Genomic DNA, 23716 nt, shown 5'->3' on the forward strand with positions numbered 1-23716 from the left:
TTTTATCTTAATTAAAAAAATAAATGACAGTAAAAAATTAACTGTCATTTATTTTTTCTCTATACTTTAAAATATTTAATTACCATATCTTCAGCACGTTTAAATTTTATACTATAATCTCTTATTAATTTATTTTCTTTAAATTTAGGTGACTTCATTGGCCAATCCCATAAGCAAAATCCTTTCACAAAAGACCTCTTTGAAGTTTCTTCAAATAATTCTTTATAAAATTTATACTGCTCTTCTTCATCTATTATGCCATAAATACTTACAGTCCAATCATTAGGATTCCTACTTGCACTTTTTACAGATGGACAACCAGCTTCTGTAAACATAAAAGGTAATTTATATTTATTAACTACTTCTTCTATCCTATCTAGTTCTTTTCCCATTGTTCCTAATGGGTAATACCCTGATGATGTTATATAATCTAACGCATCCCACCATTTAACATTATGTTCTTGATATTTATCGCAATTATAAGTTACTAACCCCTTGTAAACTTCTCTTACTCTCTTTATCAAACATCTCCATTCTTCTTCTCTATGATCTGTTCCAACTAATTCACACCCTATTATAATCATATCAACTTTATTTTCTTCACAAACTCTTGCATAACTTAATAAATATTCATTATAATTCTTAAACCAATCTTTCCACTTGGGTTCACAAGGAACATCTTCATCAAAAAATCTTATGTATGCTCGCCAGTATCCATCCCTTACATTTAACATTGGTTTTACAATTGTCTTTAACATTCTCTCCTTACAGTATTCTATTAATAATATTAACTCATCTCTTTTAGGCATATGTTCGCCATTCCAATCAATCTCAGTAGAATAACAATGTTCTTGAATTGCTGCAAAGGAAAAAGTTATTGTATTCACACCGCATACATCAACTTGATAATCTATCTCCTTTTTAACATCATCTAATACAAAATCCTCTTTCCAATTCCAAGTTATAAAATTAAAACTTCTTATATCAAACCTGCTCATACCAAGTCTCCTTATTTTAATAAAATAAATATAGAGAGAACACTATTTGTTACTCTCTATATTTTTATTAAAAATTAAAATCCATTATTTTTTGATACTTCTTTAATCCATTTACCAGATTTCTTTATTTTCTTAGTTTGAGTTTCTAGATCTAATCCTATATACCCATATCTATTCTTATATGCATTCGACCACGACCAGCAATCTATAGGTGTCCATGAGTGGAATCCAAAGCAATTTGAACCTTCTTCAATTCCTTTGTGTAAGTATTGTAGATGTTCTTCAAAGAATTCAATTCTATAAACATCTTGAATTTCTCCATTTTCATCTCTATATTTTTCTTCACCTTCCACTCCCATTCCATTTTCAGAAATATACCATGGAATATTATTATAATTATCTCTTATATTTATAGCTATATCATACATAGATTGTGGATATATCTCCCATCCTCTATAAGGATTCATTCTCTTTCCTGGCATGTCATAGTAATCAAAATACTTATGAGGCATCCAATATTCTTCATCTTCAACTATATATTTTTTAGCCATTACTCTTCTTGGTTGATAATAATTTACGCCTAAGAAATCAATAGTATTTTCTTTAATAATATCTATTTCCTCACCTGTACCTTCCCATAAAACATCATCTTCTTTTAATAATTCTACTAAAAGACTTGGAAACTCACCTTTTACAGCAGGATCTAAAAATGAGTAGTTAAATATTGTATCTGCAATTTTAGAAGCATTTAAATCTTCTTCACTATTACTTCTTGGATATGCAGGAGTTAAATTAAGTACTATACCAATTTGTCCACCTTCTTTATTAAATCCTAATTCTCTAAACTTCTTTATAGCTTTTGCCGATGCTAAGTTTATATTATATAAAACTTGCATAGCTTTTTTACCATCTACAACTTTAGGATAATGGAATTGATATATGTATTGTCCTTCAACCACTACCATTGGCTCATTAAAAGTTGTCCAATATTTTACTCTGTCACTAAATAACTTAAATGCAGTTTCAGCAAATTTTACAAACAATTCAACAACATGCTTTGATTCCCATCCACTATATTTGTCATATAATTCTACAGGTAAATCAAAATGATGCAAATTCATTACTGGAACCATTCCATTTTTTATTGTTTCATCTATAACATCATTATAAAATCTTATTGCATCTTTGTCTGGTTCACCTGTTTCTAAATCTTTTATAAGTCTTGTCCACTGAATTGAAGTTCTAAAACTATTTAATCCAATTTCTTTTAGCATAGCTAAATCTTCTTTATAGCTATTATAAAAATTAGATGTTACTTCTGGTCCTACTTTATTAAAGAAAGCTTCTGGTTCTATTTCATACCAATAGTCAAATACACTTTTGTGTGGTTTATTAAAATTCCCCTCACTTTGTGGTCCTGATGTAGCGGATCCCCACCAAAATCCCTTTGGGAAAGTATACTTGTTACTCATCCTCTCTCCTCCTATACAAAATTTCTTTTTTAAACAATAAAATAATAATATATTCTTAGTATATCAGTATAACGTTTTCCTTTAAGTACTTTAAATTAAACACCATATTATTTGTATATAATTCTTAGTAAAAGTTTAGGCTCTGTTAGAAAAAATTCTAACAGAGCCTAATTTTAAATTAAATCTTGTTTTTGTAGGAAATTATATAACGCTCCCAACTTATTTGCATTATTTCCATATTCACATATTTTAACTAATGGTCTAATAGTTGCATCATCATTATTATTCATTACTTCATCTAATTTTTTGTTGACTTCTTCTAAGAAACCTTCTCTTTCACAAATAGCTCCACCTAATATTATTACTTCTGGATCATATGTATATTGAATATTATATATTCCAATAGCCATATATCTAAAGAATTTATTTACTTCTTCAACTGCTATTTCATCTCCATTATCATATAACTCAAATGCCTTAACACCATTAAATTCATCAATATTTATACCTTTTCTATCAGCTATAGCTTTTGCCACTGCAAAAGTTGATCCTGCTCTACTCCAAGATAAATACTTTTGATTTACTACATCAATATCTACAAAGCAATATCCGAATTCTCCGCCATGCTTATGTATCCCTGTATGAATCTTTTTATCTTTAATTAAAGCTCCACCAATTCCAGTTCCACAAACTACAAAAGCTGAATCATTTGCATTCATTGCTGCACCTCTCCAGCATTCACCTAAAGCAGCACAATTAGCATCATTTTCAATTTCTATTGGTAAATTAGTTTTCTCACTTAATATTACCTTAAAGTTTGGTCCGTGAATATATGGTAATGCACTCATTCCACCTATAGTTCCTACTACAGAATCTACTGCACCTGGTGCACTTATAGCTACACCTTTTAACTGATACTTGTCCTTTAATTCATTAACTTTATCCACGATAGATTCAAAAAACTCATCTATTGTCTTTGGAACTGATATTTTTCCATCCTCTAAAAACTCGCCATTTAAATTGATTATCGACCACTTTATAGCTGATCCACCTATATCAAAAGAAATATAATTATTCATATTAAAACTCCATTCTTTTTTATTTATAAACTTTATTTAAAATACTTCATTATATAAAACTCTATTATCTACTATAAAAAATTACAATATCATGCTAGACAACTCTTTATTTTTGTATATCTTTTCTTGATTAAAGTATGTATTTTAACTTTTATTCTATTCAGTCCTTAATCTTTAATTCATTCCACCTACTATTTAAATCATTAGTTAACTCTTCTACATCATCACTTACAACATACTCTTGTACAAAAGCATAATTTAATCCAGTTAACTTTCTAAAACTATCATATTTTTCATGATTAATATTTACATAATCTTCTCCATAATCAAGAATATTATCATGAATTACAACTGGTATATGGAAACTCTCAACTTCCTTAAAAAAATCTCTACTTCTATCACTATTCTTTGATATTGGTAATATATTAACTGCATTTGCATATCTATCATCTTCAAAAGTAAATTTGAAGAATGCTTTAGCTACTTCAGGATATTTTGTGTTCTTAGATATTCCAAATCTATAGTCCCCATAAACTATAATTTCATTAATTTCAGGTAATGGAAACATTCCTATCTCTTTTATATTCATTCCTATATCCTCTAACTGATATTTATAGTTAGAATTCCAAAATATCATAACTACTTCTCCATTTTTTATATCTTTTTTACATTGCTCCCATTCATAATTCAATAAATCATCCTCACAATATCCCTCTTGAACTATTGTTCTGACGAAATTTAACGATTTATATAATCCATTATTTTTCTCCAAGATATTTGTTGAGTCTAATACAGCTTCATCTTCGAACTTATTATTAAATGCATACGGAACTATATCTACCCATGTACTCATTGTCCAACTATTTTTATAATTTATGGCTATAGGAACCTTATTTATAGCTTTTATTTTTTTACAAGCTTCTAAAAACTCTTCATTTGTTCTTGGTATAACTTGTATCCCTGCTTCTTCAAAAATTTTTTTATTATACAAAATACCATTCCATGATATAGAGCTATCTATATTGTACAATTTACCATCGCTACCTATACCACTAGCATAATTATAAATATTATCTTTATTAAACCCTAAATCATCTAATGGTATAAAATACTTATTATACTCACTTACCTTTATTGCTCCAGGGACTAACGTTATATCTGGTAATTCTCCTACTGTTGCTTTTCTTTGAAGTATTTCCTCTGCATCACCTATAAGTTCTAGTTCTACTTTTACTTTTGGATGAATTTCTTCAAACTCGTTAATTAAAGATTCCAATTCTGTTTTCTTATCAGTTCTATTACTAACGAATCTTATTGTTCCTTCTAATCCATCATTATCAGCAGTTATTTTATCATCACTATTTTTAGGTAAACTTGAACAACTAATAAAAATACCACTAATAATTACAAGCGCTAATCCTAGTAGGGTTCTCATCCTATTATATTTACTCATAAATTCTAACCTCTTTCATAATACTTAATAAATATTACTCTTATTCACCTACCTTATTATTTCTAAAACTATTTGGTGTAGCTCCAGTTATCTTTTTAAATGCTCTTCCAAAAGTTATAGAATCGTTATACCCAACATTTTCTGCTATTTCATAAACCCTTAGATTTGTTGTTAATAATAAATCTTTTGCAACTTTTATCCTATATCTAGAAAGAAAATCATAAAACCCTTCCCCCATCTCCTTTTTAAATAATTCTGATAAATAGTTTTGACTTAAAAACACTTCATCAGCTACTTCTTTAAGTGTAATATTTTTATTGAAGTTATTTATTATATACTGCTTGGCCAATTTTATAGCCGTTACATTAGTCTTTTCATTATCATCATAAATGCTATCATTTGATTCTTCCGATAAATTTAGAATATATTTCTTAACCTTACCTCCACTACAAATATTATTTTTTAATTTTCTAAAAAGTCTTGATTGTTCTCGTAACTGCCAGACCTTATCAGTTGATTCAATTATAAAAACATTCTTATCGTTTTCAATCAAACTATCAGCTTTACATACAATGTCTTCTGTTAAATTATTAATTAAACTTTCTTTATTATTTTCTAAATAAAATACAATATATACATTACCTTCAAAATAAAAGGATAGATATTCTACTCCATTATTCAAATCTAATATGTTTTTTATAAAACTACTTATTATTATCTTATCATTATTGTTATCTCTCTGAACAATTGTCATTTTATATATATAGTTTTCATTTAATTGTATATTTTCTAAAAGTGACTTATCTGTTTTATAGTTTGTTTCAACATTTGAAAATAATATATGTTTAAAAAAATCCTTCTTTAATACTTCTATTGATTTACTTAATAATTTATCTTGCTTCCTATTTTCCTTTATTTTAATTTCTACTTCTTCAATTACTTTTCTAAGTTCTTCTTGTTTTATAGGTTTAAGTAGATAATTAAATGCTCCAGATTTCATTGTGTCTCTTACGTAATTAAATTCATCATATCCACTTAATACTACAAATATAGGGGGATTATCTAATTCATTTACTGATTTTTCTATTAACTCATTCCCTGGCATTATAGGCATCTTTATATCCGTAATAACTAAATCCACTCTATTATCTCTTAGATATTCTAATGCAACTAATCCATTTTGAAAGTCTGAAATCACTTCATGCTGTTCAAACAATCGTTTTATTATCTTAGTTAATCCTAATCTAATAATTTTATCATCGTCTACTACTACTATTTTCATAATTCCTCCTGAAGTTGATAAATCAGATTATAATTCATAGTAAAATTATACATTAAATGTTTACATTTTTAAATATATTACCTTTTTAAATAAATTTTATTTTTTTAACCATATTATGTATAATTAAACTAACTAAAATTTAAAAATATATTTAACTCAATGGGATGGCAATTATTATGTTAAAAAAGAATTTATCTATTAAAAAACTTACTATTTTTATTTTGATTTTTATGTATATTATATATTTTATAGCTACCTCACTTAACTTATATTCATATTCAAAATATGAATTTAATAAAACTGAAAAGGTAGTTAAAAATTTTAATTCTAGTTTAACCCAACAAATAACAGAAAAAATTAATAATATTTCTGACGTATCAAAATATCCATTACTTATACCAGAGGTAGACAAGCTTAATGCTATTCTAAATAATGATGCTAACGAAATAGCTGATTATAACTACTTAAAATATATTTGTGAAATGATGTTAATTCAAAATGACTCTATAAATGGTGCCTATATATATGACTTAAAAGGTAGAGGTTTTTTTTCAAGTAGAAATAGCTCAAACTTCAAATTAATTAATCCCACCTTAGAAAATTGGTTCCAAGAATCCTTATTAAGTGATAGTCAAACTAATATTTTTACAAATATAACTGAAAATAATATATTTGATATTGATAGCGATAATAATACTAATTTAATAGCACTTACAAGAAAGATCATTGATTTAACTACTAATGAGCCTACTGGTTTAATTCTTGTTACTGTACCTATAGAAAAATTTTTAAATTTATTAACTAATGACTTACCTTTTAATAGACAAGTTATTTCTATATACGATTCTACAGGAGAGTTAATAATGAGTACTAATAAAGACTTTATGTTATCCCCAAACTCTTTTGATATAAATTATAAAAATACTGACCCTTTAATAAATTATATAGATGATGGAATAAAGTATGTTAACTGTAAAAATTATATTCCTGAATCTAATTGGATACTTACTAATACTATTCCTAAATCTGAAGCCTTTAGGGTTAATAGCTTATACTTAATATTATTTTTTATAAACTTAAGTTTCTTCTTAATATTAAGTATAATTCTATATATATTCTTTATAAGAAGAATATTTAATCCAATAAAGTCTTTAGTAGTTAATATGGAGTCAAATAATTTGGAAAAAAATCTTAAATCTACTATAACTTATAATAGAGATGATGAAATAGGCTCATTAATTAATTCTTATAATGAAATGAAAATTCGTATAAATGACTTAATAAATATAAATTATAAAAATCAAATAGAGCAAAAAGAATTAGAACTAAGACAATTACAAAATCAAATTAATCCTCACTTCATATATAACACCTTAGAATCTATACACATGATGGCTGAGATTAATGATGATTTAGAAACATCAGTAATGGCAGAATACTTTGGTGCTATAATTAGATACAGTATGAATAGAAAAATTAATACTGTCACATTAAATAAAGAATTAGAGATAATAAATAACTATATATACCTACAAAAAATACGTTTTGATCAGTTATTTACTATTGAAAATTTAGTTCCTGATGAATTATTAGATTGTGAGATAATTAAAATGATAATCCAACCGTTAATTGAAAATTCTATATACCACGGTCTTAGTGAATGTAGTGGAGATGGTAAAATAATAATTCAAGGTCAAAAAATAGATAATAATTTATTACTATCTATTTCAGACAATGGTATTGGTATGGATGAATTAACTCGAGACTCACTAAATGATTATATCAATGATAAAAATAACAACTTTAAAGGTATTGCTTTAAGAAATATAAACAGAAGATTAAAGCTTAATTATGGTGATAATTACGGTCTTGAAATATTTAGTCTAAAAGGAAAAGGTACTTCAATGGTGCTAACTCTACCTTTCATAATGAAATAATATTTATAAAAATTCACTAAATATATAGTTTAAGTTTTAACTTAAAAGTTAATCCCCATGGCCTCTTCTCCATAGGGATTAACTTTGCTAAATGTTTAAAGATCTTAGCTTATGAACCATATCAATCTGATTACTATACATATCTTCTCTTTCATTTATATATATTCTCTTTAACTCTTCGTCCTTTTCATTATTAATCTTTTCATCCATGTCTTTTATTAACTCTCCAATTTTAAAAAGATGTAAAGCTAACTCTAGAGCATTTTTTGAGTTATTCATAAAAATACCTCCCCTTAAATTATCTTAGCTTTGGTAAATCCTCAAGCGTTATAACAAAGTCATTGCTAAAATACCTTTTTAAGTCTTCACCTGAATTCCATAAAATACGCTCCGCTATATTATTCCAAACCATGAACCAAAGCCAATAGGCTTTTGATAATTTTATAAGTTCTGGATCTGGTATTGGACCATTCTCACCTAAAGCTAATGGCTTTTTACTACTAGGAATATTATAAAATGCATTATACTCTTCTATTAATGGTCTATTATCTCCTAATGGTGCATAATAATCTGCACTATTAATATCTACTACATCATCACCTGGATACCAATCCTTATCTGGTGAGTTCCACACCCATATTAAATTGTTAAGCTTATGATCCTCTACATATCTCTCATACATTAACCTATATAATTTAATATAAGATTGACTTCCATAAGCCCCCCACCAAAACCAACCACCACAAGCTTCATGAAGTGGTCTCCAAAGTATAGGTATATTATTATCCTTAAACTTTTTCAATTCATACGCAATCATATCTAAGTCTTTTATTAAAGCTAAATTCTCTTCCGTTCCATCAATAAGTGCTCTAACGAGATTAAAACTTGTGTTTTTTGTATAAAAACTTTTATCCTTACCTTTAAGAGGTGAAAACCAATGCCAACAAAAAGTTATTATTGCATTAGTATTTTTAGCCCAATATAAAGCAGCCTCTACAGTTCCTTTATTATTAGTTACTTCATCTATACATTCAAATGTACTTTCAGTAGTCTCTACTCCTGCTGAGTAACTAAGTAAATCAAATCCTAATATTGCTGGAGTTTTTCCTGTAACTCTTCTTATATATTCAATATCTGGCATAGTGGATTTATTACAGTGCTGTCCACTCAATATATTTTTTCCAAATATACTTGAGAAATATTTCATTAGATTTTTACACTCATCGCTAGCATTTTTATTAGATAAAATAAAATTAGGGGAATCTAATTCACTTTTCTCTTTTTCTTCTAATAATTCACTATTCATTTTTGATCACTAACCTTATTGGCTAAAAACCTTATAGGTACTAACCCACCAAATACTATTATTAAATTGACTACTATCACCATAACATAAAGGACTTGTGCTGAAGGATTTTTTCCTACTAATATTAATCCTAAAATTGATATTCCTAACATTCCACATCCTATAGCTTGAATTAACTTTATAAAAGTAAGTATTGCAGTTAAATCTATATTGCTTCTTTTACCTTTTGTCTTTCTTTTTCTATTATCTCCACATGGTGACATGCCACATATCCTCCCTTATATTGAACTAGTTTAGGCTCTTCCATTTTACATTTTTCTGTGAAATAAGGACATCTTGTATGAAATTTACATCCAGATGGAGGATTGATTATACTTGGCATATCTAAAGTTCTTAAAGGTAACTCTTTAGAACCTCCATCCGATCTCTTTCCAACACTTTGCGGCACTGCTGCAAGTAATGCATGGAAATATGGGTGCTTAGGATTATCTATAGCATCATATATATTATTTAACTCAATAATTCTTCCTAAATACATTACAACAAGTCTTCCATTCTTAGCTATATATCTTGCAGTTGCTAAATCATGTGTTATATAAACGAAAGATATATTATATTTCTTATTCATCTTTGTCATTAAATCTATAAGAGAAATTCTTAATGAAACATCAACCATTGATACTGGTTCATCAGCAACTATTAATTTAGGCTTAACAGACAATGCTCTTGCAAGTAAAATTCTTTGTCTTTGACCACCACTTAATTGATGAGGATATTTATATAAAAATTGCTCTTGTGGAACTAAGCCAACTTCTGCAAAATACTCTTTTAATATTTCTTCGGCCTCAGCTTTATTTTTTGCTATTTTATGTTGTAATAAAGGCATAGATAAAGATTGAAAAATAGTTCTATTAGGATTTAAAGCAGCAAATGAATCTTGATGAACCATCTGAACGCCTAATCTATAATCCTTAAACTCTGCTCTCTTTAGATTTCTTATATCTTTCCCTTTATATAATATATTTCCTTTAGTTTGCTTATGAATTCCAACTATCAACTTTCCTAATGTTGTTTTACCACATCCGCTTTCTCCAACTACAGCTACTATTTCTCCTTCTCCAACTTCTAAGTTGATATCTGATAATACTGTAACTTTTTGTTTCTTATTAACTCTATTGTCGAATTCTATGCTCAAATTATCTATTTTTAATAAACTCATTTTACGCACCTTCCCCTGTCTTTACTGTAGTTAGACGTTCTGCAAGCTCATAACATCTAGTGCATTTAGTATCATTTACAAAGTACATTATTTTAGTCTTTTCCCTACTACCTTTACACTCACCATCTAAGAAAATACTACAACGAGGTGAGAATTTACATTCATTAAACTCTTGAATAAGATTTGGAGGATTACCTGGTATAGCCTTACGTTGTGTAACATCATCATTTAATGTTGGTATTGCATTCAATAATCCTTTTGTATATGGATGAGATGGCTCTTCAAATACATCAGTAACTTTACCATATTCCACTAACTCTCCAGCATACATAACTGCTATTCTATCAATAACTCCAGATATAACTGAAATATCATGGGTTAAAAATATTAAAGTTACTCCAAGTCTTTCATGAATATCCTTTAGTAAATCTAAGATATACCATTGGGTAATAACATCTAAGGCAGTTGTAGGTTCATCAAGTAATATTACTTTTGGATCTAATATAAGACTCAATGCTATTAATACTCTCTGCTTCATTCCTCCACTTAATTGATGAGGATAGTATTCCAACACATTAGTATCTAATCTTACATATTTTAATACTTCTTCTGCTTTTTTAATAATATCTTCAATTGGTCTACCTGAATCATGAGCTAGCACAGTTTCAATAAAATGCTCCTTTATCCTTAGAACAGGATTTAACGCATTTTGAGCTGCTTGGAATACAGTAGCTATTTCTTTCCATCTATATTCATTAAACTCATCCGTATTTAACTCTAATAAATTAACTTTCTTGTCATTTTCATCATAATAATAAACTTCTCCTGAAGTTATCTTGCCTGGAGATTGTACAAGGTTCAATATACCTGAAGCTAAAGTAGATTTCCCACTTCCACTTTCACCTATTATTCCCAGTACCTCATTTTTATATATCGTAAAAGAAACATTATCACATGCTCTTAGCTTTCCATTTTTTAAAAAGAATTCTATTGTAAGATTTTTAACTTCTATTAAAGGTTTCATAATGTACCCTCCCTATTTACGCAATCTTGGATTCATAGCTTCATCTAAACCATTTGCAAAGAAATAGCATCCTAATTGGAATAATACTATTCCCATGATAGGTGTCATAAAATAAACTATTGGTCCAAGACCACCATATAAAACTGCTGATTGTGACATTGCCATCTGTATCATCATTCCCCAGTGGCTACCTTTAAACGGAACTAATCCTAAAACCATTAATGAAACTGATGTCATTATAGCACCTTTCATAATTGCTATGAAATTTATAGCAATAAATGAGGTTATATTAGGCACTACATCTTTTATAATAATGTTAATTGTACTTATCCCCATTACCCTACTGGCTTCAATAAAATCCTTATTCCTTATTACAAGTACTTGAGATCTTATGGCCTTTGCAAGTCCTGCCCATGACCAAAGACTTAATACTAAACCAAACAATATATCATTACTTACGTTTATGACCATTGAAAGTACCATTGTTACAGGTAAAGTTGGCATGGTTAAAACTATATTAGTTATTAGCATTAATATTTCATCTACTTTTCCACCAACAAGCCCCGCTGTTATTCCTATTCCACATGCAAATATTATTGAAAATAATGCTGCATAAAAAGCAACTAATAAAACTGACCTTGAACCATTTATAAATAACGCTAAAATATCTCTTCCTGCATAGTCTGTTCCTAAAATATGTGCCGCAGAAGGTGCTTTTAACCTTGCTAAGTAATTTGATTCTGGTGCTGGTACAAACATTGGTCCAAAAATAGCAAGTAATAAGAAAAATACTAAAATTATAAATCCTACTCTCGCCATCTTATTTCTCCAAATTACTTGAAAGAATTCCTTTAGCGATGTTAAAAATGTTCCTTCTTTTTTAAAGGATTTTATTTTATTTACACTTGCCGTATTATTCATATCTTACTTCTCCCTTAACCTTGGATTTAATTTAGTATTCAGGAACTCTGCAAATACTCCTGATAGTAATACCATAACAATTATCATTAAGAACATTCCTTGCATAAGAGGATAATCTCTTCTTGAAATAGCTGTAGTTAGATAATACCCAACACCTGGATAAACAAATAAATTTTCTATTAAAGGTGATCCACCAAACATCATTCCAAATGATATTGCGACACTTGTTACCATTGGAAGCATTGCATTTCTTCCTAAGTAGCTAAATATAATACGTTTATTTGATATACCTCTAGCCTTTGCATAATTTATATAATCTTCACCTAAAACTGACATACAGTTTGCCTTCATTCCCATTATCCAGCCGGCTAATGTAGTTAGGAAATATGCTAAGATTGGTAAAGATGCATGGCTTAATACATTTAATATAAATTCTAAATTAAATCCTGGAATCACTGCTGAGCTATATGCACCTTTCGATGGAAACAATCCAAGTGTTAGGGAAAATAATAAAACTAACAAATAGGCGACTATATAATCTGGGATAGATCCTAAAATCGCTTGATATCCAGTAAGAACTCCATCTAATAACTTACTTCTCTTCCAAGCAACATAAATTCCGAGGATTACTCCTACTGTAAATGATAGTAATAATGATATTGAACATACAAGTAACGTCCAAGGAAGTGCCCCTAGAACTATTTTGGATACCGATTCCTTAAAAGACATAGATTGTCCTAAATTTCCTGTTGCAATTCCCTTTACATATGAAACAAATCTCTCTACTATAGGTTCGTCTGGATCATAGTTTAAAGCTAATTTTGCCTTGTTATAAGCTTGCTCATATGATAATTGACTTGATCTCATATATTCTTGTGTTAATGTATCTACCGGATCTCCAGGCATTGCTTGTATTACAAAAAATATTAATAATAGTGATGCTAACATTGTTGCAAAAACTGTAGCTAATCTTTTCATGTGAAATCACCTCATAATTCTAAATATAGGGCTGTTATTAACAGCCCTATTTATTTTAACTTTCTATAAATAATTATTTAATATAGTATAATTCTTCACCTCTTATCATCTTTCCTAAAATGGCACTTGTTGTACCTGACCAATAGAAGTCACTTAATTGTTCTCCTGTTGCAGCTTCAGCCATTGAAAGCTTTGAATTATGAATTCTAAATACATAATACTTTTCTGTTACCGGAATAAACCATACGTTATCATTGAAGAATTGTGCAAATTCCTCTGTAACATCTGTTATTTCTTCGTCACTTGCTGCATCAAATAATTCTGTCATTTTATCAGAGTATTGGAAATCTTCACCCGTTTCATCATTCTTCCATACTAACTTGCCTTGATCTGGGAATATCAAATTCATACCTCTTTGTCCATACCACCAAATTCCGTTGTAAGCTTCAAATGGATGTTGAGTATTAGTTGCTGAAGCAAATCCATCTATAACCATATGTCCTTGTCCTGATGTTGCATAATCATTGTATGCAGCAGCTTCTTTAGGTGTAAACACTGCGTTTAATCCAAATGAAGTTAACATATTAGCAGCTGCTTCTCCCATTACAACATATGCAGGATATTCTCCGACACCAGCTACTATAATTTCAGGACTTTCTCCATTAGAATCAATCCATTTATCTCCTTTTTTGCTCCATCCAGCTGCTTCTAGACATTCAGCTGCTTTTTCTAAGTTAACATCGTAATTATCTAATGTACTTAAGAACTCTTCACTTAGGTATTTATCTCTTATTGAAGGTGGAAGTCCTACTGCGTATTCATCCCCTTTTACCATTCCTGGTTCTGATACTGGAGCTATTTGAGCTGAATCTATTATATAAGCTATTGCTTTTCTAACATTAACGTCACTAGTCGGATATGTTTGCGTATTCATACAGAATCCTAATGAACTAAATTCTGGAACTACCATTTGTCTAATTGTATCTGCATTATTTTCTGCTACCTTTTGAGCCATATCAGGTGATAATCCCATACCTTCTGCATCATAATCCCCATTAGAAATTGCTAATGCGTTTGATTCTGTACTTGTTGGTCTTATACCTCTGATTTTTTCTATATAAAGTGGCACTCTATAATTAGGGTTTTGTTCAAAAATAATTTCTGCTGATGTCATTGTTTTAGGAACATATGCTCCTGAACATTTTATACTCATTAAATCTGGTAAGTAATTATTAAGTTCTGTTGTTGCTTCTGCTACTTTTGTATCTCCTTCAGCTGTAAATTTGAAGTTTCCATTTTCATCAAGTTCTCTACTAGTATTAAATTGTTCTTCAAAAACCTTAGCGTATTTGCCATAGTTTTCAGCTGGATACATTAAAGGTGATTTTAATACATAATCAAGTAATAATGCAGAATCCTTGTTGTACTTTATTTCTACTGTTAAATCATCCATCTTAGTTACCGATTCAGCATAATAAGCTATGTTATTTACTGTCATCTCTATGAATAAGTTTGTAATTAAGTCATCTGCAGTAATATCACTACCATCACTCCATTTAAGATCTTCTTTTAATTTCATATTTAAAACACAATTTTCAAATTCATAACTTTCTAATAATGAAGGTTTAAATGTTTTTTCTGGCTGTGAACTATAGTCACATAAATAATCAAATATTAATGGTTGCATTGACCAATCTGGTCCACCATTTACTAATGGATTACCATGTGCTGCTGCTCCTGGTGTAAATGATACCATAGTACTTAACACAGTTCCTGATACATCAGCTTTTTCACCTTCAAGTTTAGAATTCTTTAATACTGTTTCTACACTTATTACCGAGTCTAAAATTGATTCAGATGTAACGTTGTCATCTGTTGCTGCACCTGAACCTTGATTTCCACATCCAATTAATGATGTAATACTTAAAGTAAGTGCTATAGCAACAGCTATAATACCTTTTAACTTATTTCTCTTCATGATTCTCCCCCTGCTTTTTAAAAGATTTATCATTTATTTCTTTGATAATTTTAGTATAATTCTCGCAAAATCCTCTGTAAACGTTTGTCACTGTAAGGGATAATTTTCGTATATATATATTAAGATTTGTATATTTTTTAATTACTTTATTTCATAATATTATTTATAAAATATTATCTTATAAATCCTTACAAATAAAAGAGTGATAAGCTTTAATACTGCTTAGCACTCTTTTATTAAACTTATAATTGAATTAAATGTAGTAGCTTACTTGAATAATCTCCATATAAAGAAATATTAAGACCTCCATACATTAAGGCTCCACCTGAAAATAGCTCATCAGTACCTTCTAACTTATACATTTTATCCTCTATTAACCCTTTTAACTTAATTCTTCTGCTATGATAATTGGGTCTACCTAACACTTGTACACAAGTAACTAAAACTTCACTCTTATCTTTAGAGACTACTTCCCAAACATCAAAGCAATTATTTTGAGAGAAGTTTTCTATACGATAATAATCACCTGTTCTTATTAAATCATTATACTTATGGTAAATTTCCACTTGTTTTGGAATCATCTCTCTATCTTCTTTAGGTATTCTAGTAACATCTAGCTCATATCCAAATGTACCTGCTAATGCTACATGACCTCTTGTTTCAAAAGGTGTAGTTCTTCCAACAGTATGGTTAGGACAATCACTTACGTGAGCTCCTATACATGAAATGGGATATACCATAGCTGTCCCTTCTTGAATCTTTAATCTTTCAATAGCATCGGTATCATCAGAACACCATATTTGTGGACTATAATATAACATACCTGGATCGAATCTTGCTCCTCCACCCGAGCAATTTTCTAAAAGAATATGAGGAAAATCTGTAGTTAACCTATCCATCATTTCATAAACAGCTAAAACATATCTATGTGATAGCTCTCCATGTTTTTCTGCTGGAATACAAATACTACCTAAATCTGTTATTTGTCTGTTCATATCCCACTTAACATAAGTTATATTAGCACTTGAAAGTACCTTCTTAATACATTCATAAATATAATCCACTATTTCTTTTCTAGATAGATCTAATACATATTGCTCTCTACATAACGCAGGAGTACGTCCATCAATCTTAATGGCCCAATCTGGATGCTCTCTATAAAGCTCTGAATCTGGAGATATCATTTCTGGCTCAAGCCATATACCAAACTCCATCCCTAATTTATTTACTTCATCTACAAGATATTTTAAGCCACCTTGTATTTTCTCTTCATTTACTATCCAATCTCCTAATGATGAATTGTCACTATTTCTCTTTCCAAACCAGCCATCATCCATTACTAGCATTTCAATTCCTAACGATGATGCTTCTTTAGCTATTGATAATAACTTTTCTGTATTAAAATCAAAATAAGTTGCTTCCCAGTTATTTATTAATATCGGACGCTTCTTATCCTTAAATCTACCTCTTATTAAGTTATTACGATATAAGTCATGGAAGGTTCTCGTCATTTTTCCTATCCCTTTATCTGAATAAACCATAACTACTTCCGGTGCTACAAACTCTTCATTTTTTTCTAATACCCATGTAAAATCTACTGGATTAATTCCCATAACTACTCTTGTTGTATCAAATTGACAACCTTCAACTTGAGTAAAGAAATTTCCTGAATAAACAAAGTTAAATCCATATACATTTCCACTTTCATCTGTAGCAGAACTGTCTAAAAGTGCTATGAAAGGATTATCTTGATGACTTGATTCTCCCCTCACAGTTGATACTGTATGTTTTCCATAGCTTATATTCTTTCTTGAAATATGTCTCTCTCTTGCCCATGATCCATGAAGAGAAATCATATCATAATTTATTCCTTCAAAATCTATACAAGTAGATAGAACCTTAGTTAGAGCTATTGAATCTTCTGCACAATTTTTAATTCTTACACTTCTTGTTATTGCATCTAGATTTTCAAATGCAGTATAAACCAAATCAACTTCAAGATTTAAATCTTTATCCATACATTTTATTTCAAGGCTTGTACACTCATTTTCATCTCCAAACGTCGCTGGAAGACCTTTAAGTTTTTTCTTGCCTTTGTATATTTCGTGTGAAATATATTGTAATCTACATGCTGTATTTCCATCTCTATCTCTTAGCTGAAGAGAACTCTCTCTAAAGTCTCCAATTCCATGAGTAGAATACTCCATTGGAAAACTATCATAGAATGATACTCTATCACGATTATTCTTTGATGGTACATATGGTGGCTCTTCTAGACGTAAAAGGTAATTTACATCTTCATCAATTATTCGCTTTCCAAAATATACGTGCCCAATAAATTGTTCATCATCTACTACTGCAATAATATATGATGTATCTTTTGCATCAAGCTTAAAAACCTTTTTATCCTTAATAAACTTTATTCCCATATTTCTCTCCTATATTCTAAAAATTTTTATAAACTATTTTTACTTTAAAGATATTATAGTTGTCTACTTTATTCCATAGTATTTAAAAACATAATAATTTTTATTAACATTACTGATTTTTTGTATATATTTTCTTATAAAAACATTTATTATATATATGTTGATATTCCCCTTTGAAAATGGATATTCTTATATAAAAAGAACTATTGCTACATTAGCAATAGTTCTTTAATTTATAAAATATTATTTATTTACTATTAAGTTTTCTCCAGTCATTTCTGCTGGTGCTTCTAAGCCCATAACATTTAACATTGTTGGAGCTATATCAGCTAATTTACCAGTCTTTAAAGTCTTACCTTCTGTATGATTTGATACCCATACAAATGGAACTGGTTGAGTTGTATGAGCTGTAAATGGTTGCCCATTTGAGTAATCTATCATAGTTTCAGCATTACCGTGGTCAGCAGTTATAAATACTGTTCCATCTAATTCTAATACTTTGTTAACTACTTTTCCTAAACACTCATCAACAGTTTCTATAGCTTTAACAGCCGCATCCATAACACCAGTGTGTCCTACCATATCTGGGTTAGCATAGTTTAAGATAACCATATCGTATTTATCTTGATCTAATCTATTTATTAACTCTTCAGTTACTTCATAAGCACTCATTTCTGGTTTTAAGTCATAAGTTGCAACTTTTGGAGATGCAATAAGAGCTCTATCTTCACCTTCATTTTCTTTTTCAACTCCACCGTTGAAGAAGAATGTAACGTGAGCATACTTTTCTGTTTCAGCTATTCTTAATTGATTTAATCCCTTAGAAGCAACAAATTCACCTAGTGTATTAGTTATACTTTGTGGCTTATAAGCAACTTCAACCCCTTCTAATGTTTTATCATATTGAGTCATAGTAACGAATACTAAATCTAAGTTTTCTCTTTCAAATCCAGCAAATACTTTATCATTTATAGCTCTAGTTATTTCTCTAGCTCTATCAGGTCTGAAATTGAAGAATATTACTGAATCATAGTTAGAAATTGTAGCTGTTGGAGCTCCATTCTTTTCGATAACACATGGTAATACGAACTCATCAGTCTTGTTATCGTGGTATGATTTTTCCATACATTCAACAGCTGAAGAAGCAGTTTCACCCTTACCTAATACCATTGCATTGTAAGCAAGCTCAACTCTTTCCCATCTGTTATCTCTATCCATAGCATAGTATCTTCCTGATACTGTAGCTATTTCACCAACACCAATTTCTTTCATAGCTTCTTCAAGTTGAACTACGAACTCTTTTCCTGATGATGGTGGAACGTCTCTTCCATCCATAAATGCATGAACATATACTTTTTCAACATTCATATCTTTAGCTAACTTTAATAAACCTTTTAAGTGTTCTATGTGAGAGTGTACTCCCCCGTCTGATAATAATCCCATTAAGTGTAATGCTGAATTATTATTCTTAACATTTTCTATAGCCTTTAATAAAGCTTCATTCTTTGAGAATCCGCCTTCATTTGCTTCTTTAGTTATTCTTGTTAATTCTTGATATATAATTCTTCCAGCACCTATATTTAAGTGGCCAACTTCTGAGTTACCCATTTGTCCATCTGGTAATCCAACAAACATACCACTAGCTTGTATTTCAGTGTGTGGGTATTTTGCAAGTAAGCTATCATAATTTGGTTTCTTAGCTGTTTCTACAGCATTTCCATCTCCATTTGGAGCTATTCCAAATCCATCTAATATCATTAACATTACAGGTTTCTTCGCCATAATTCCCTCCAAGTTATATAAAATTTCATCTATATTTTAATCGTAAAAATCGAATTTGAAATAAAGAATTATTTTAACAAATTTCTTCGTTTTAAGATATAATTGGTACAATACTTATATCTTTAATCAAATTCTTTTTTATTATACTATAATTATATATCCTTCACAAGAAAATAGCCAACTCTGTAAACGTTTGTTGAAAATTTTTCCTTAATTATCTTCATTACATTTCATTTAATATTTGGACCTTTTTATTTACCTATCACATCTATGTTAAATCTTACTATCTCCCCTTTATACAACGTATATACGCCCTGTTCCTCCCCCTATGACCTTATCTAAGTATACTTTTAACAAATACCAGCTTTTACTATAACACTTTATTTGTATATTACTCTTTAAATTAACTCCCTTTATAATTTAACTTTCGATAAAATTCATTACTTACTCTCGAAAATATAATTTACAAAGAAAAAAGACATATCCCCATTTAGAGATATGTCTGTAAGTCTATTTTAGTAGTTAACTATTGCAGCGAAGTCTGTAGCAACTAAGCTAGCTCCACCAACTAAAGCACCATCTATGTCAGATTGAGCCATTTGAGCTTTTATAGTTCCTGGCTTAACTGATCCACCGTATTGAATTCTTACTTTATCAGCAACTTCTTTACCGAACATTTCAGCAACGATTCCTCTAATTGCCATTATTGTTTCGTTAGCTTGTTCATCAGTAGCAGTTTTACCAGTTCCTATAGCCCAGATTGGTTCGTAAGCTATAACAACTTTTTCTGCTAAATCAGCTGATAAACCTTCTAAATCAGCTTTTATTTGAGCTCCAACAACTTCGTTAGTTGTTCCATTTTCTCTTTGCTCTAAAGTTTCTCCACAGCAAAGAATTGGAGTTAAGTTGTGAGCGAAAGCAGCTTTAACTTTCTTGTTTAAAGCTTCATCTGTTTCATTGAACATTTCTCTTCTTTCACTGTGGCCTAAAACAACATAGTGAACACCCATAGCTTCTAACATTCTTGGAGCGATTTCACCTGTGAAAGCTCCTTTTTCTTCAAAGTGCATGTTTTGAGCAGCAACTTTGATGTTTGATCCTTCTACAGCCTTTAATACAGCATCTAAACAAACAAAAGTAGGACAAACAACTACATCACAAGTAGCATCCTTTACTAATGGTTTTAATTCATTTACTAATTTAACAGCCTCTTCTGGAGTATAGTGCATTTTCCAGTTTCCAGCAATAATAGCTTTTCTCATTATAATCACCTCATATAAAATTTTTTCAAAATTTTTAGTGACAAGCTAAGAGTGATAAGTGACAAGTTATAGTTGAAACTGCTCCGCAATTTCTATTATTTTGTTAAATTCAAAACATTTTGAATTTATTCTTTAACTTGCCACTTGTCATTTGTCACTTGTCACTCTTTATAAATTTGATAGTTATTAATTAAAATACTAATTATATCTACTAAATAAAATTACTTGTCGTTAAGTGCAGCGATTCCTGGTAATACTTTACCTTCTAAGAATTCTAATGAAGCTCCACCACCTGTAGAGATGTGAGTCATCTTGTCTCCGAATCCTAAGATGTTAACAGCAGCAGCTGAGTCTCCTCCACCGATAACTGTTGTAGCATCTGCATCAGCCATAGCCTTAGCAACAGCAATTGTTCCTTTGTTAAAGTTTTCGAATTCGAATACTCCCATTGGTCCGTTCCAGATAACAGTCTTAGCATCTCTTATAGCTTCAGCGTATATAGCTTCAGTCTTAGGTCCGATATCTAATCCCATAAATCCAGCTGGAATGTTTTGATCTTCAGTAACTGTAGCTTCAACATCTTTGAATCCATCAGCAATTCTGTGATCTACTGGTAATAAGAATTTAACTCCATTAGCTTCAGCTTTAGCTATCATTTCTTTAGCGTAGTCCATTCTATCGTCTTCACATAAAGAAGTTCCGATTTCGTATCCTTGAGCTTTTAAGAATGTGTAAGCCATTCCTCCACCAATGATTATTGTATCAACTTTTTCTAATAAGTTGTTTATAACAGCGATCTTATCAGAAACTTTTGATCCTCCTAATATAGCAACGAAAGGTCTAACAGGAGCATTTACAGCTTCTCCTAAGAACTTTAATTCTTTTTGGATTAAGTATCCACAAACAGCAGTGTCAACGAACTTTGTAACACCTTCAGTTGAAGAGTGAGCTCTATGAGCAGTTCCGAATGCATCATTAACGTAGATATCACATAATGAAGCTAATTCTTTAGATAATTCTTCTCCGTTTTTAGACTCCTCTTTTCTACATCTAGTGTTTTCTAATAATACAACGTCTCCGTCTTTCATATCAGCAACAGCTTTTCTAGCGTTTTCACCAACAACTTCTTCATCTCTAGCAAAAACTACTTCTTTACCTAACATTTCGCTTAGTCTTACAGCTACTGGTGCTAAAGTCTTAGAAGCATCTTTTCCTAAGTGTGAGCAAAGTATAACTTTAGCTCCGTTTTCAACTAAGTATTTAATTGTTGGCATAGCTCCAACTAATCTATTTTCGTCAGTTATTACTCCATCTTTTAGTGGAACGTTAAAGTCGCATCTAACTAAAACTCTTTTACCGTTTACTTGAACGTCTTCGATAGTCTTCTTATTAAAGTTCATTCTTTTCACCTCATAAATATTATTATAAATTTATTCCTAATTTTAAAATGAGCCCGGCCTTATAAGTATACCTTAGAGACCGGACCCTTTTTAGGATCTTATAAAAGTGCCTTTGTAGGCATCTAAATCCGTATTTAATTAACTATTAAATATTAAGCTAATTCAGAGAAGTATTTAATAGTTCTAACCATTTGGCTAGTGTATGAGTTTTCGTTGTCGTACCAAGAAACAACTTGAACTTGGTATAAACCATTTCCTAATTCAGAAACCATAGTTTGAGTTGCATCGAATAATGAACCGAACTTGATTCCGATGATGTCTGAAGAAACTAATTCTTCTTCAGTGTAACCGAATGATTCATTTGAAGCAGCTTTCATAGCAGCGTTGATTCCTTCAACAGTTACATTTTCACCCTTAACTACAGCAACTAAGATTGTAGATGATCCTGTTGGAACTGGAACTCTTTGTGCAGAACCGATTAATTTTCCGTTTAATTCTGGAATAACTAATCCAATAGCTTTAGCAGCTCCTGTAGAGTTTGGAACTATGTTAACAGCACCAGCTCTAGCTCTTCTTAAATCACCTTTTCTTTGAGGTCCGTCTAAGATCATTTGATCTCCAGTGTAAGCATGAATAGTTGACATTATACCAGATTGAATTGGTGCATAGTCATTTAATGCTTTAGCCATTGGAGCTAAACAGTTTGTTGTACAAGATGCAGCAGAGATTATTGTATCTTCAGCAGTTAATACATCTTGGTTTACGTTGAATACAACTGTTGGAAGGTCGTTTCCAGCTGGAGCTGATATAACAACTTTCTTAGCACCTGCATTGATGTGAGCTTGAGATTTAGCTTTTGATACGTAGAATCCAGTACACTCAAGTACTACGTCTACTCCAATTTCTCCCCATGGAAGTTTGTTAGCATCAGCTTCAGCGTATATTTTGATTTCTTTTCCATCAACAGTGATTGAATCTTCACCAGCTACAACTGTATCACCTAAAGCGTATCTACCTTGTGCTGAATCATATTTTAATAAGTGTGCTAACATTTTAGGGCTTGTTAAATCGTTGATTGCTACAACTTCATACCCTTCTGCACCGAACATTTGTCTAAATGCAAGACGTCCAATACGTCCAAAACCATTAATTGCTACTCTAACATTTGCCATTAAAGTTACCTCCTAAAAATAGAT

At 30.1% G+C, this 23716-nt stretch carries 19 protein-coding genes; 1 reads left to right on the forward strand and 18 read right to left on the reverse strand.

Annotated elements, in window-relative coordinates; translation table 11 throughout:
- Positions 1 to 59: 59 nt before the first annotated feature.
- The 5 genes from H8S20_RS03315 to H8S20_RS03335 form a co-directional block, all read right to left on the reverse strand.
- Positions 60 to 998, reverse strand: a complete 939-nt coding sequence (locus tag H8S20_RS03315) for a glycoside hydrolase family 113 (protein WP_186859274.1) — start codon at positions 996 to 998, stop codon at positions 60 to 62.
- A 74-nt stretch (positions 999 to 1072) separates the two neighbouring features.
- A complete protein-coding gene (locus H8S20_RS03320; protein WP_186859275.1) occupies positions 1073 to 2470 on the reverse strand; it encodes a glycoside hydrolase family 1 protein in 1398 nt (465 codons plus the stop codon).
- A gap of 173 nt (positions 2471 to 2643) precedes the next feature.
- Positions 2644 to 3549 carry an ROK family protein gene (locus tag H8S20_RS03325; RefSeq protein ID WP_186859276.1) on the reverse strand — a complete coding sequence of 302 codons (906 nt, stop codon included), beginning with the start codon at positions 3547 to 3549 and terminating at the stop codon, positions 2644 to 2646.
- A 160-nt stretch (positions 3550 to 3709) separates the two neighbouring features.
- The gene (locus H8S20_RS03330) at positions 3710 to 5002 is read right to left on the reverse strand and encodes an ABC transporter substrate-binding protein (RefSeq protein WP_186859277.1); all 1293 of its coding nucleotides are present in this window, start codon (positions 5000 to 5002) and stop codon (positions 3710 to 3712) included.
- A gap of 40 nt (positions 5003 to 5042) precedes the next feature.
- A complete protein-coding gene (locus tag H8S20_RS03335) occupies positions 5043 to 6284 on the reverse strand; it encodes a response regulator transcription factor (protein WP_186859278.1) in 1242 nt (413 codons plus the stop codon).
- 176 nt (positions 6285 to 6460) lie between these two features.
- Between H8S20_RS03335 and H8S20_RS03340 the strand changes: the two genes are divergently transcribed.
- Positions 6461 to 8221 carry a sensor histidine kinase gene (locus H8S20_RS03340; protein WP_243177489.1) on the forward strand — a complete coding sequence of 587 codons (1761 nt, stop codon included), beginning with the start codon at positions 6461 to 6463 and terminating at the stop codon, positions 8219 to 8221.
- 87 nt (positions 8222 to 8308) lie between these two features.
- Here H8S20_RS03340 and H8S20_RS03345 read toward each other — a convergent pair whose 3' ends face one another.
- The 13 genes from H8S20_RS03345 to gap all read right to left on the reverse strand — a co-directional run bounded on the left by H8S20_RS03345 (position 8309) and on the right by gap (position 23692).
- Positions 8309 to 8500 carry a hypothetical protein gene (locus H8S20_RS03345; protein ID WP_186859279.1) on the reverse strand — a complete coding sequence of 64 codons (192 nt, stop codon included), beginning with the start codon at positions 8498 to 8500 and terminating at the stop codon, positions 8309 to 8311.
- Between the two features lie 19 nt (positions 8501 to 8519).
- Positions 8520 to 9527, reverse strand: coding sequence for a glycosyl hydrolase (locus H8S20_RS03350; RefSeq protein ID WP_186859280.1), 1008 nt, complete (start codon positions 9525 to 9527; stop codon positions 8520 to 8522).
- Positions 9524 to 9790: a hypothetical protein gene (locus tag H8S20_RS03355; RefSeq protein ID WP_186859281.1), complete on the reverse strand. Its 267-nt coding sequence runs from the start codon at positions 9788 to 9790 to the stop codon at positions 9524 to 9526. Before H8S20_RS03355 ends, H8S20_RS03350 begins: the two co-directional genes overlap by 4 nt.
- On the reverse strand, positions 9733 to 10746 hold the full coding sequence (locus tag H8S20_RS03360) for an ABC transporter ATP-binding protein (RefSeq protein ID WP_186859282.1): 1014 nt from the start codon (positions 10744 to 10746) through the stop codon (positions 9733 to 9735). The genes H8S20_RS03355 and H8S20_RS03360 overlap by 58 nt, the downstream gene beginning before the upstream one ends.
- Position 10747: 1 nt before the next feature.
- Positions 10748 to 11770, reverse strand: a complete 1023-nt coding sequence (locus tag H8S20_RS03365) for an ABC transporter ATP-binding protein (protein WP_186859283.1) — start codon at positions 11768 to 11770, stop codon at positions 10748 to 10750.
- A 12-nt stretch (positions 11771 to 11782) separates the two neighbouring features.
- Positions 11783 to 12691, reverse strand: coding sequence for an ABC transporter permease (locus tag H8S20_RS03370; RefSeq protein WP_186859284.1), 909 nt, complete (start codon positions 12689 to 12691; stop codon positions 11783 to 11785).
- 3 nt (positions 12692 to 12694) lie between these two features.
- Positions 12695 to 13669, reverse strand: a complete 975-nt coding sequence (locus tag H8S20_RS03375; RefSeq protein ID WP_186859285.1) for an ABC transporter permease — start codon at positions 13667 to 13669, stop codon at positions 12695 to 12697.
- 73 nt (positions 13670 to 13742) lie between these two features.
- Positions 13743 to 15647, reverse strand: coding sequence for an ABC transporter substrate-binding protein (locus H8S20_RS03380; RefSeq protein WP_186859286.1), 1905 nt, complete (start codon positions 15645 to 15647; stop codon positions 13743 to 13745).
- 242 nt (positions 15648 to 15889) lie between these two features.
- On the reverse strand, positions 15890 to 18076 hold the full coding sequence (locus H8S20_RS03385) for an alpha-galactosidase (protein ID WP_186859287.1): 2187 nt from the start codon (positions 18074 to 18076) through the stop codon (positions 15890 to 15892).
- 243 nt (positions 18077 to 18319) lie between these two features.
- On the reverse strand, positions 18320 to 19858 hold the full coding sequence (gene gpmI, locus H8S20_RS03390) for a 2,3-bisphosphoglycerate-independent phosphoglycerate mutase (protein ID WP_186859288.1): 1539 nt from the start codon (positions 19856 to 19858) through the stop codon (positions 18320 to 18322).
- 515 nt (positions 19859 to 20373) lie between these two features.
- Positions 20374 to 21120, reverse strand: a complete 747-nt coding sequence (gene tpiA / locus H8S20_RS03395; RefSeq protein ID WP_032119883.1) for a triose-phosphate isomerase — start codon at positions 21118 to 21120, stop codon at positions 20374 to 20376.
- 221 nt (positions 21121 to 21341) lie between these two features.
- Complete coding sequence (locus H8S20_RS03400) at positions 21342 to 22520, reverse strand: phosphoglycerate kinase (protein WP_032119884.1); 1179 nt, start codon at positions 22518 to 22520, stop codon at positions 21342 to 21344.
- A gap of 152 nt (positions 22521 to 22672) precedes the next feature.
- Positions 22673 to 23692, reverse strand: a complete 1020-nt coding sequence (gene gap / locus H8S20_RS03405; RefSeq protein WP_032119885.1) for a type I glyceraldehyde-3-phosphate dehydrogenase — start codon at positions 23690 to 23692, stop codon at positions 22673 to 22675.
- Between the last annotated feature and the right edge of the window lie 24 nt (positions 23693 to 23716).

Source organism: Clostridium hominis (genome assembly GCF_014287825.1).
Lineage (GTDB): Bacteria > Bacillota > Clostridia > Clostridiales > Clostridiaceae > Clostridium > Clostridium hominis.

Coding starts and splice junctions, on each gene's coding strand:
- H8S20_RS03375 (WP_186859285.1), bottom strand. CDS start 13,669: ATGAAAAGATTAGCTACAGTTTTTGCAACAATGTTAGCATCACTATTA.
- gpmI (WP_186859288.1), bottom strand. CDS start 19,858: ATGGCGAAGAAACCTGTAATGTTAATGATATTAGATGGATTTGGAATA.
- H8S20_RS03360 (WP_186859282.1), bottom strand. CDS start 10,746: ATGAGTTTATTAAAAATAGATAATTTGAGCATAGAATTCGACAATAGA.
- H8S20_RS03370 (WP_186859284.1), bottom strand. CDS start 12,691: ATGAATAATACGGCAAGTGTAAATAAAATAAAATCCTTTAAAAAAGAA.
- H8S20_RS03330 (WP_186859277.1), bottom strand. CDS start 5,002: ATGAGTAAATATAATAGGATGAGAACCCTACTAGGATTAGCGCTTGTA.
- H8S20_RS03315 (WP_186859274.1), bottom strand. CDS start 998: ATGAGCAGGTTTGATATAAGAAGTTTTAATTTTATAACTTGGAATTGG.
- H8S20_RS03335 (WP_186859278.1), bottom strand. CDS start 6,284: ATGAAAATAGTAGTAGTAGACGATGATAAAATTATTAGATTAGGATTA.
- H8S20_RS03325 (WP_186859276.1), bottom strand. CDS start 3,549: ATGAATAATTATATTTCTTTTGATATAGGTGGATCAGCTATAAAGTGG.
- H8S20_RS03400 (WP_032119884.1), bottom strand. CDS start 22,520: ATGAACTTTAATAAGAAGACTATCGAAGACGTTCAAGTAAACGGTAAA.
- H8S20_RS03355 (WP_186859281.1), bottom strand. CDS start 9,790: ATGTCACCATGTGGAGATAATAGAAAAAGAAAGACAAAAGGTAAAAGA.
- H8S20_RS03320 (WP_186859275.1), bottom strand. CDS start 2,470: ATGAGTAACAAGTATACTTTCCCAAAGGGATTTTGGTGGGGATCCGCT.
- H8S20_RS03365 (WP_186859283.1), bottom strand. CDS start 11,770: ATGAAACCTTTAATAGAAGTTAAAAATCTTACAATAGAATTCTTTTTA.
- tpiA (WP_032119883.1), bottom strand. CDS start 21,120: ATGAGAAAAGCTATTATTGCTGGAAACTGGAAAATGCACTATACTCCA.
- H8S20_RS03345 (WP_186859279.1), bottom strand. CDS start 8,500: ATGAATAACTCAAAAAATGCTCTAGAGTTAGCTTTACATCTTTTTAAA.
- H8S20_RS03340 (WP_243177489.1), top strand. CDS start 6,461: ATGTTAAAAAAGAATTTATCTATTAAAAAACTTACTATTTTTATTTTG.
- H8S20_RS03380 (WP_186859286.1), bottom strand. CDS start 15,647: ATGAAGAGAAATAAGTTAAAAGGTATTATAGCTGTTGCTATAGCACTT.
- gap (WP_032119885.1), bottom strand. CDS start 23,692: ATGGCAAATGTTAGAGTAGCAATTAATGGTTTTGGACGTATTGGACGT.
- H8S20_RS03385 (WP_186859287.1), bottom strand. CDS start 18,076: ATGGGAATAAAGTTTATTAAGGATAAAAAGGTTTTTAAGCTTGATGCA.
- H8S20_RS03350 (WP_186859280.1), bottom strand. CDS start 9,527: ATGAATAGTGAATTATTAGAAGAAAAAGAGAAAAGTGAATTAGATTCC.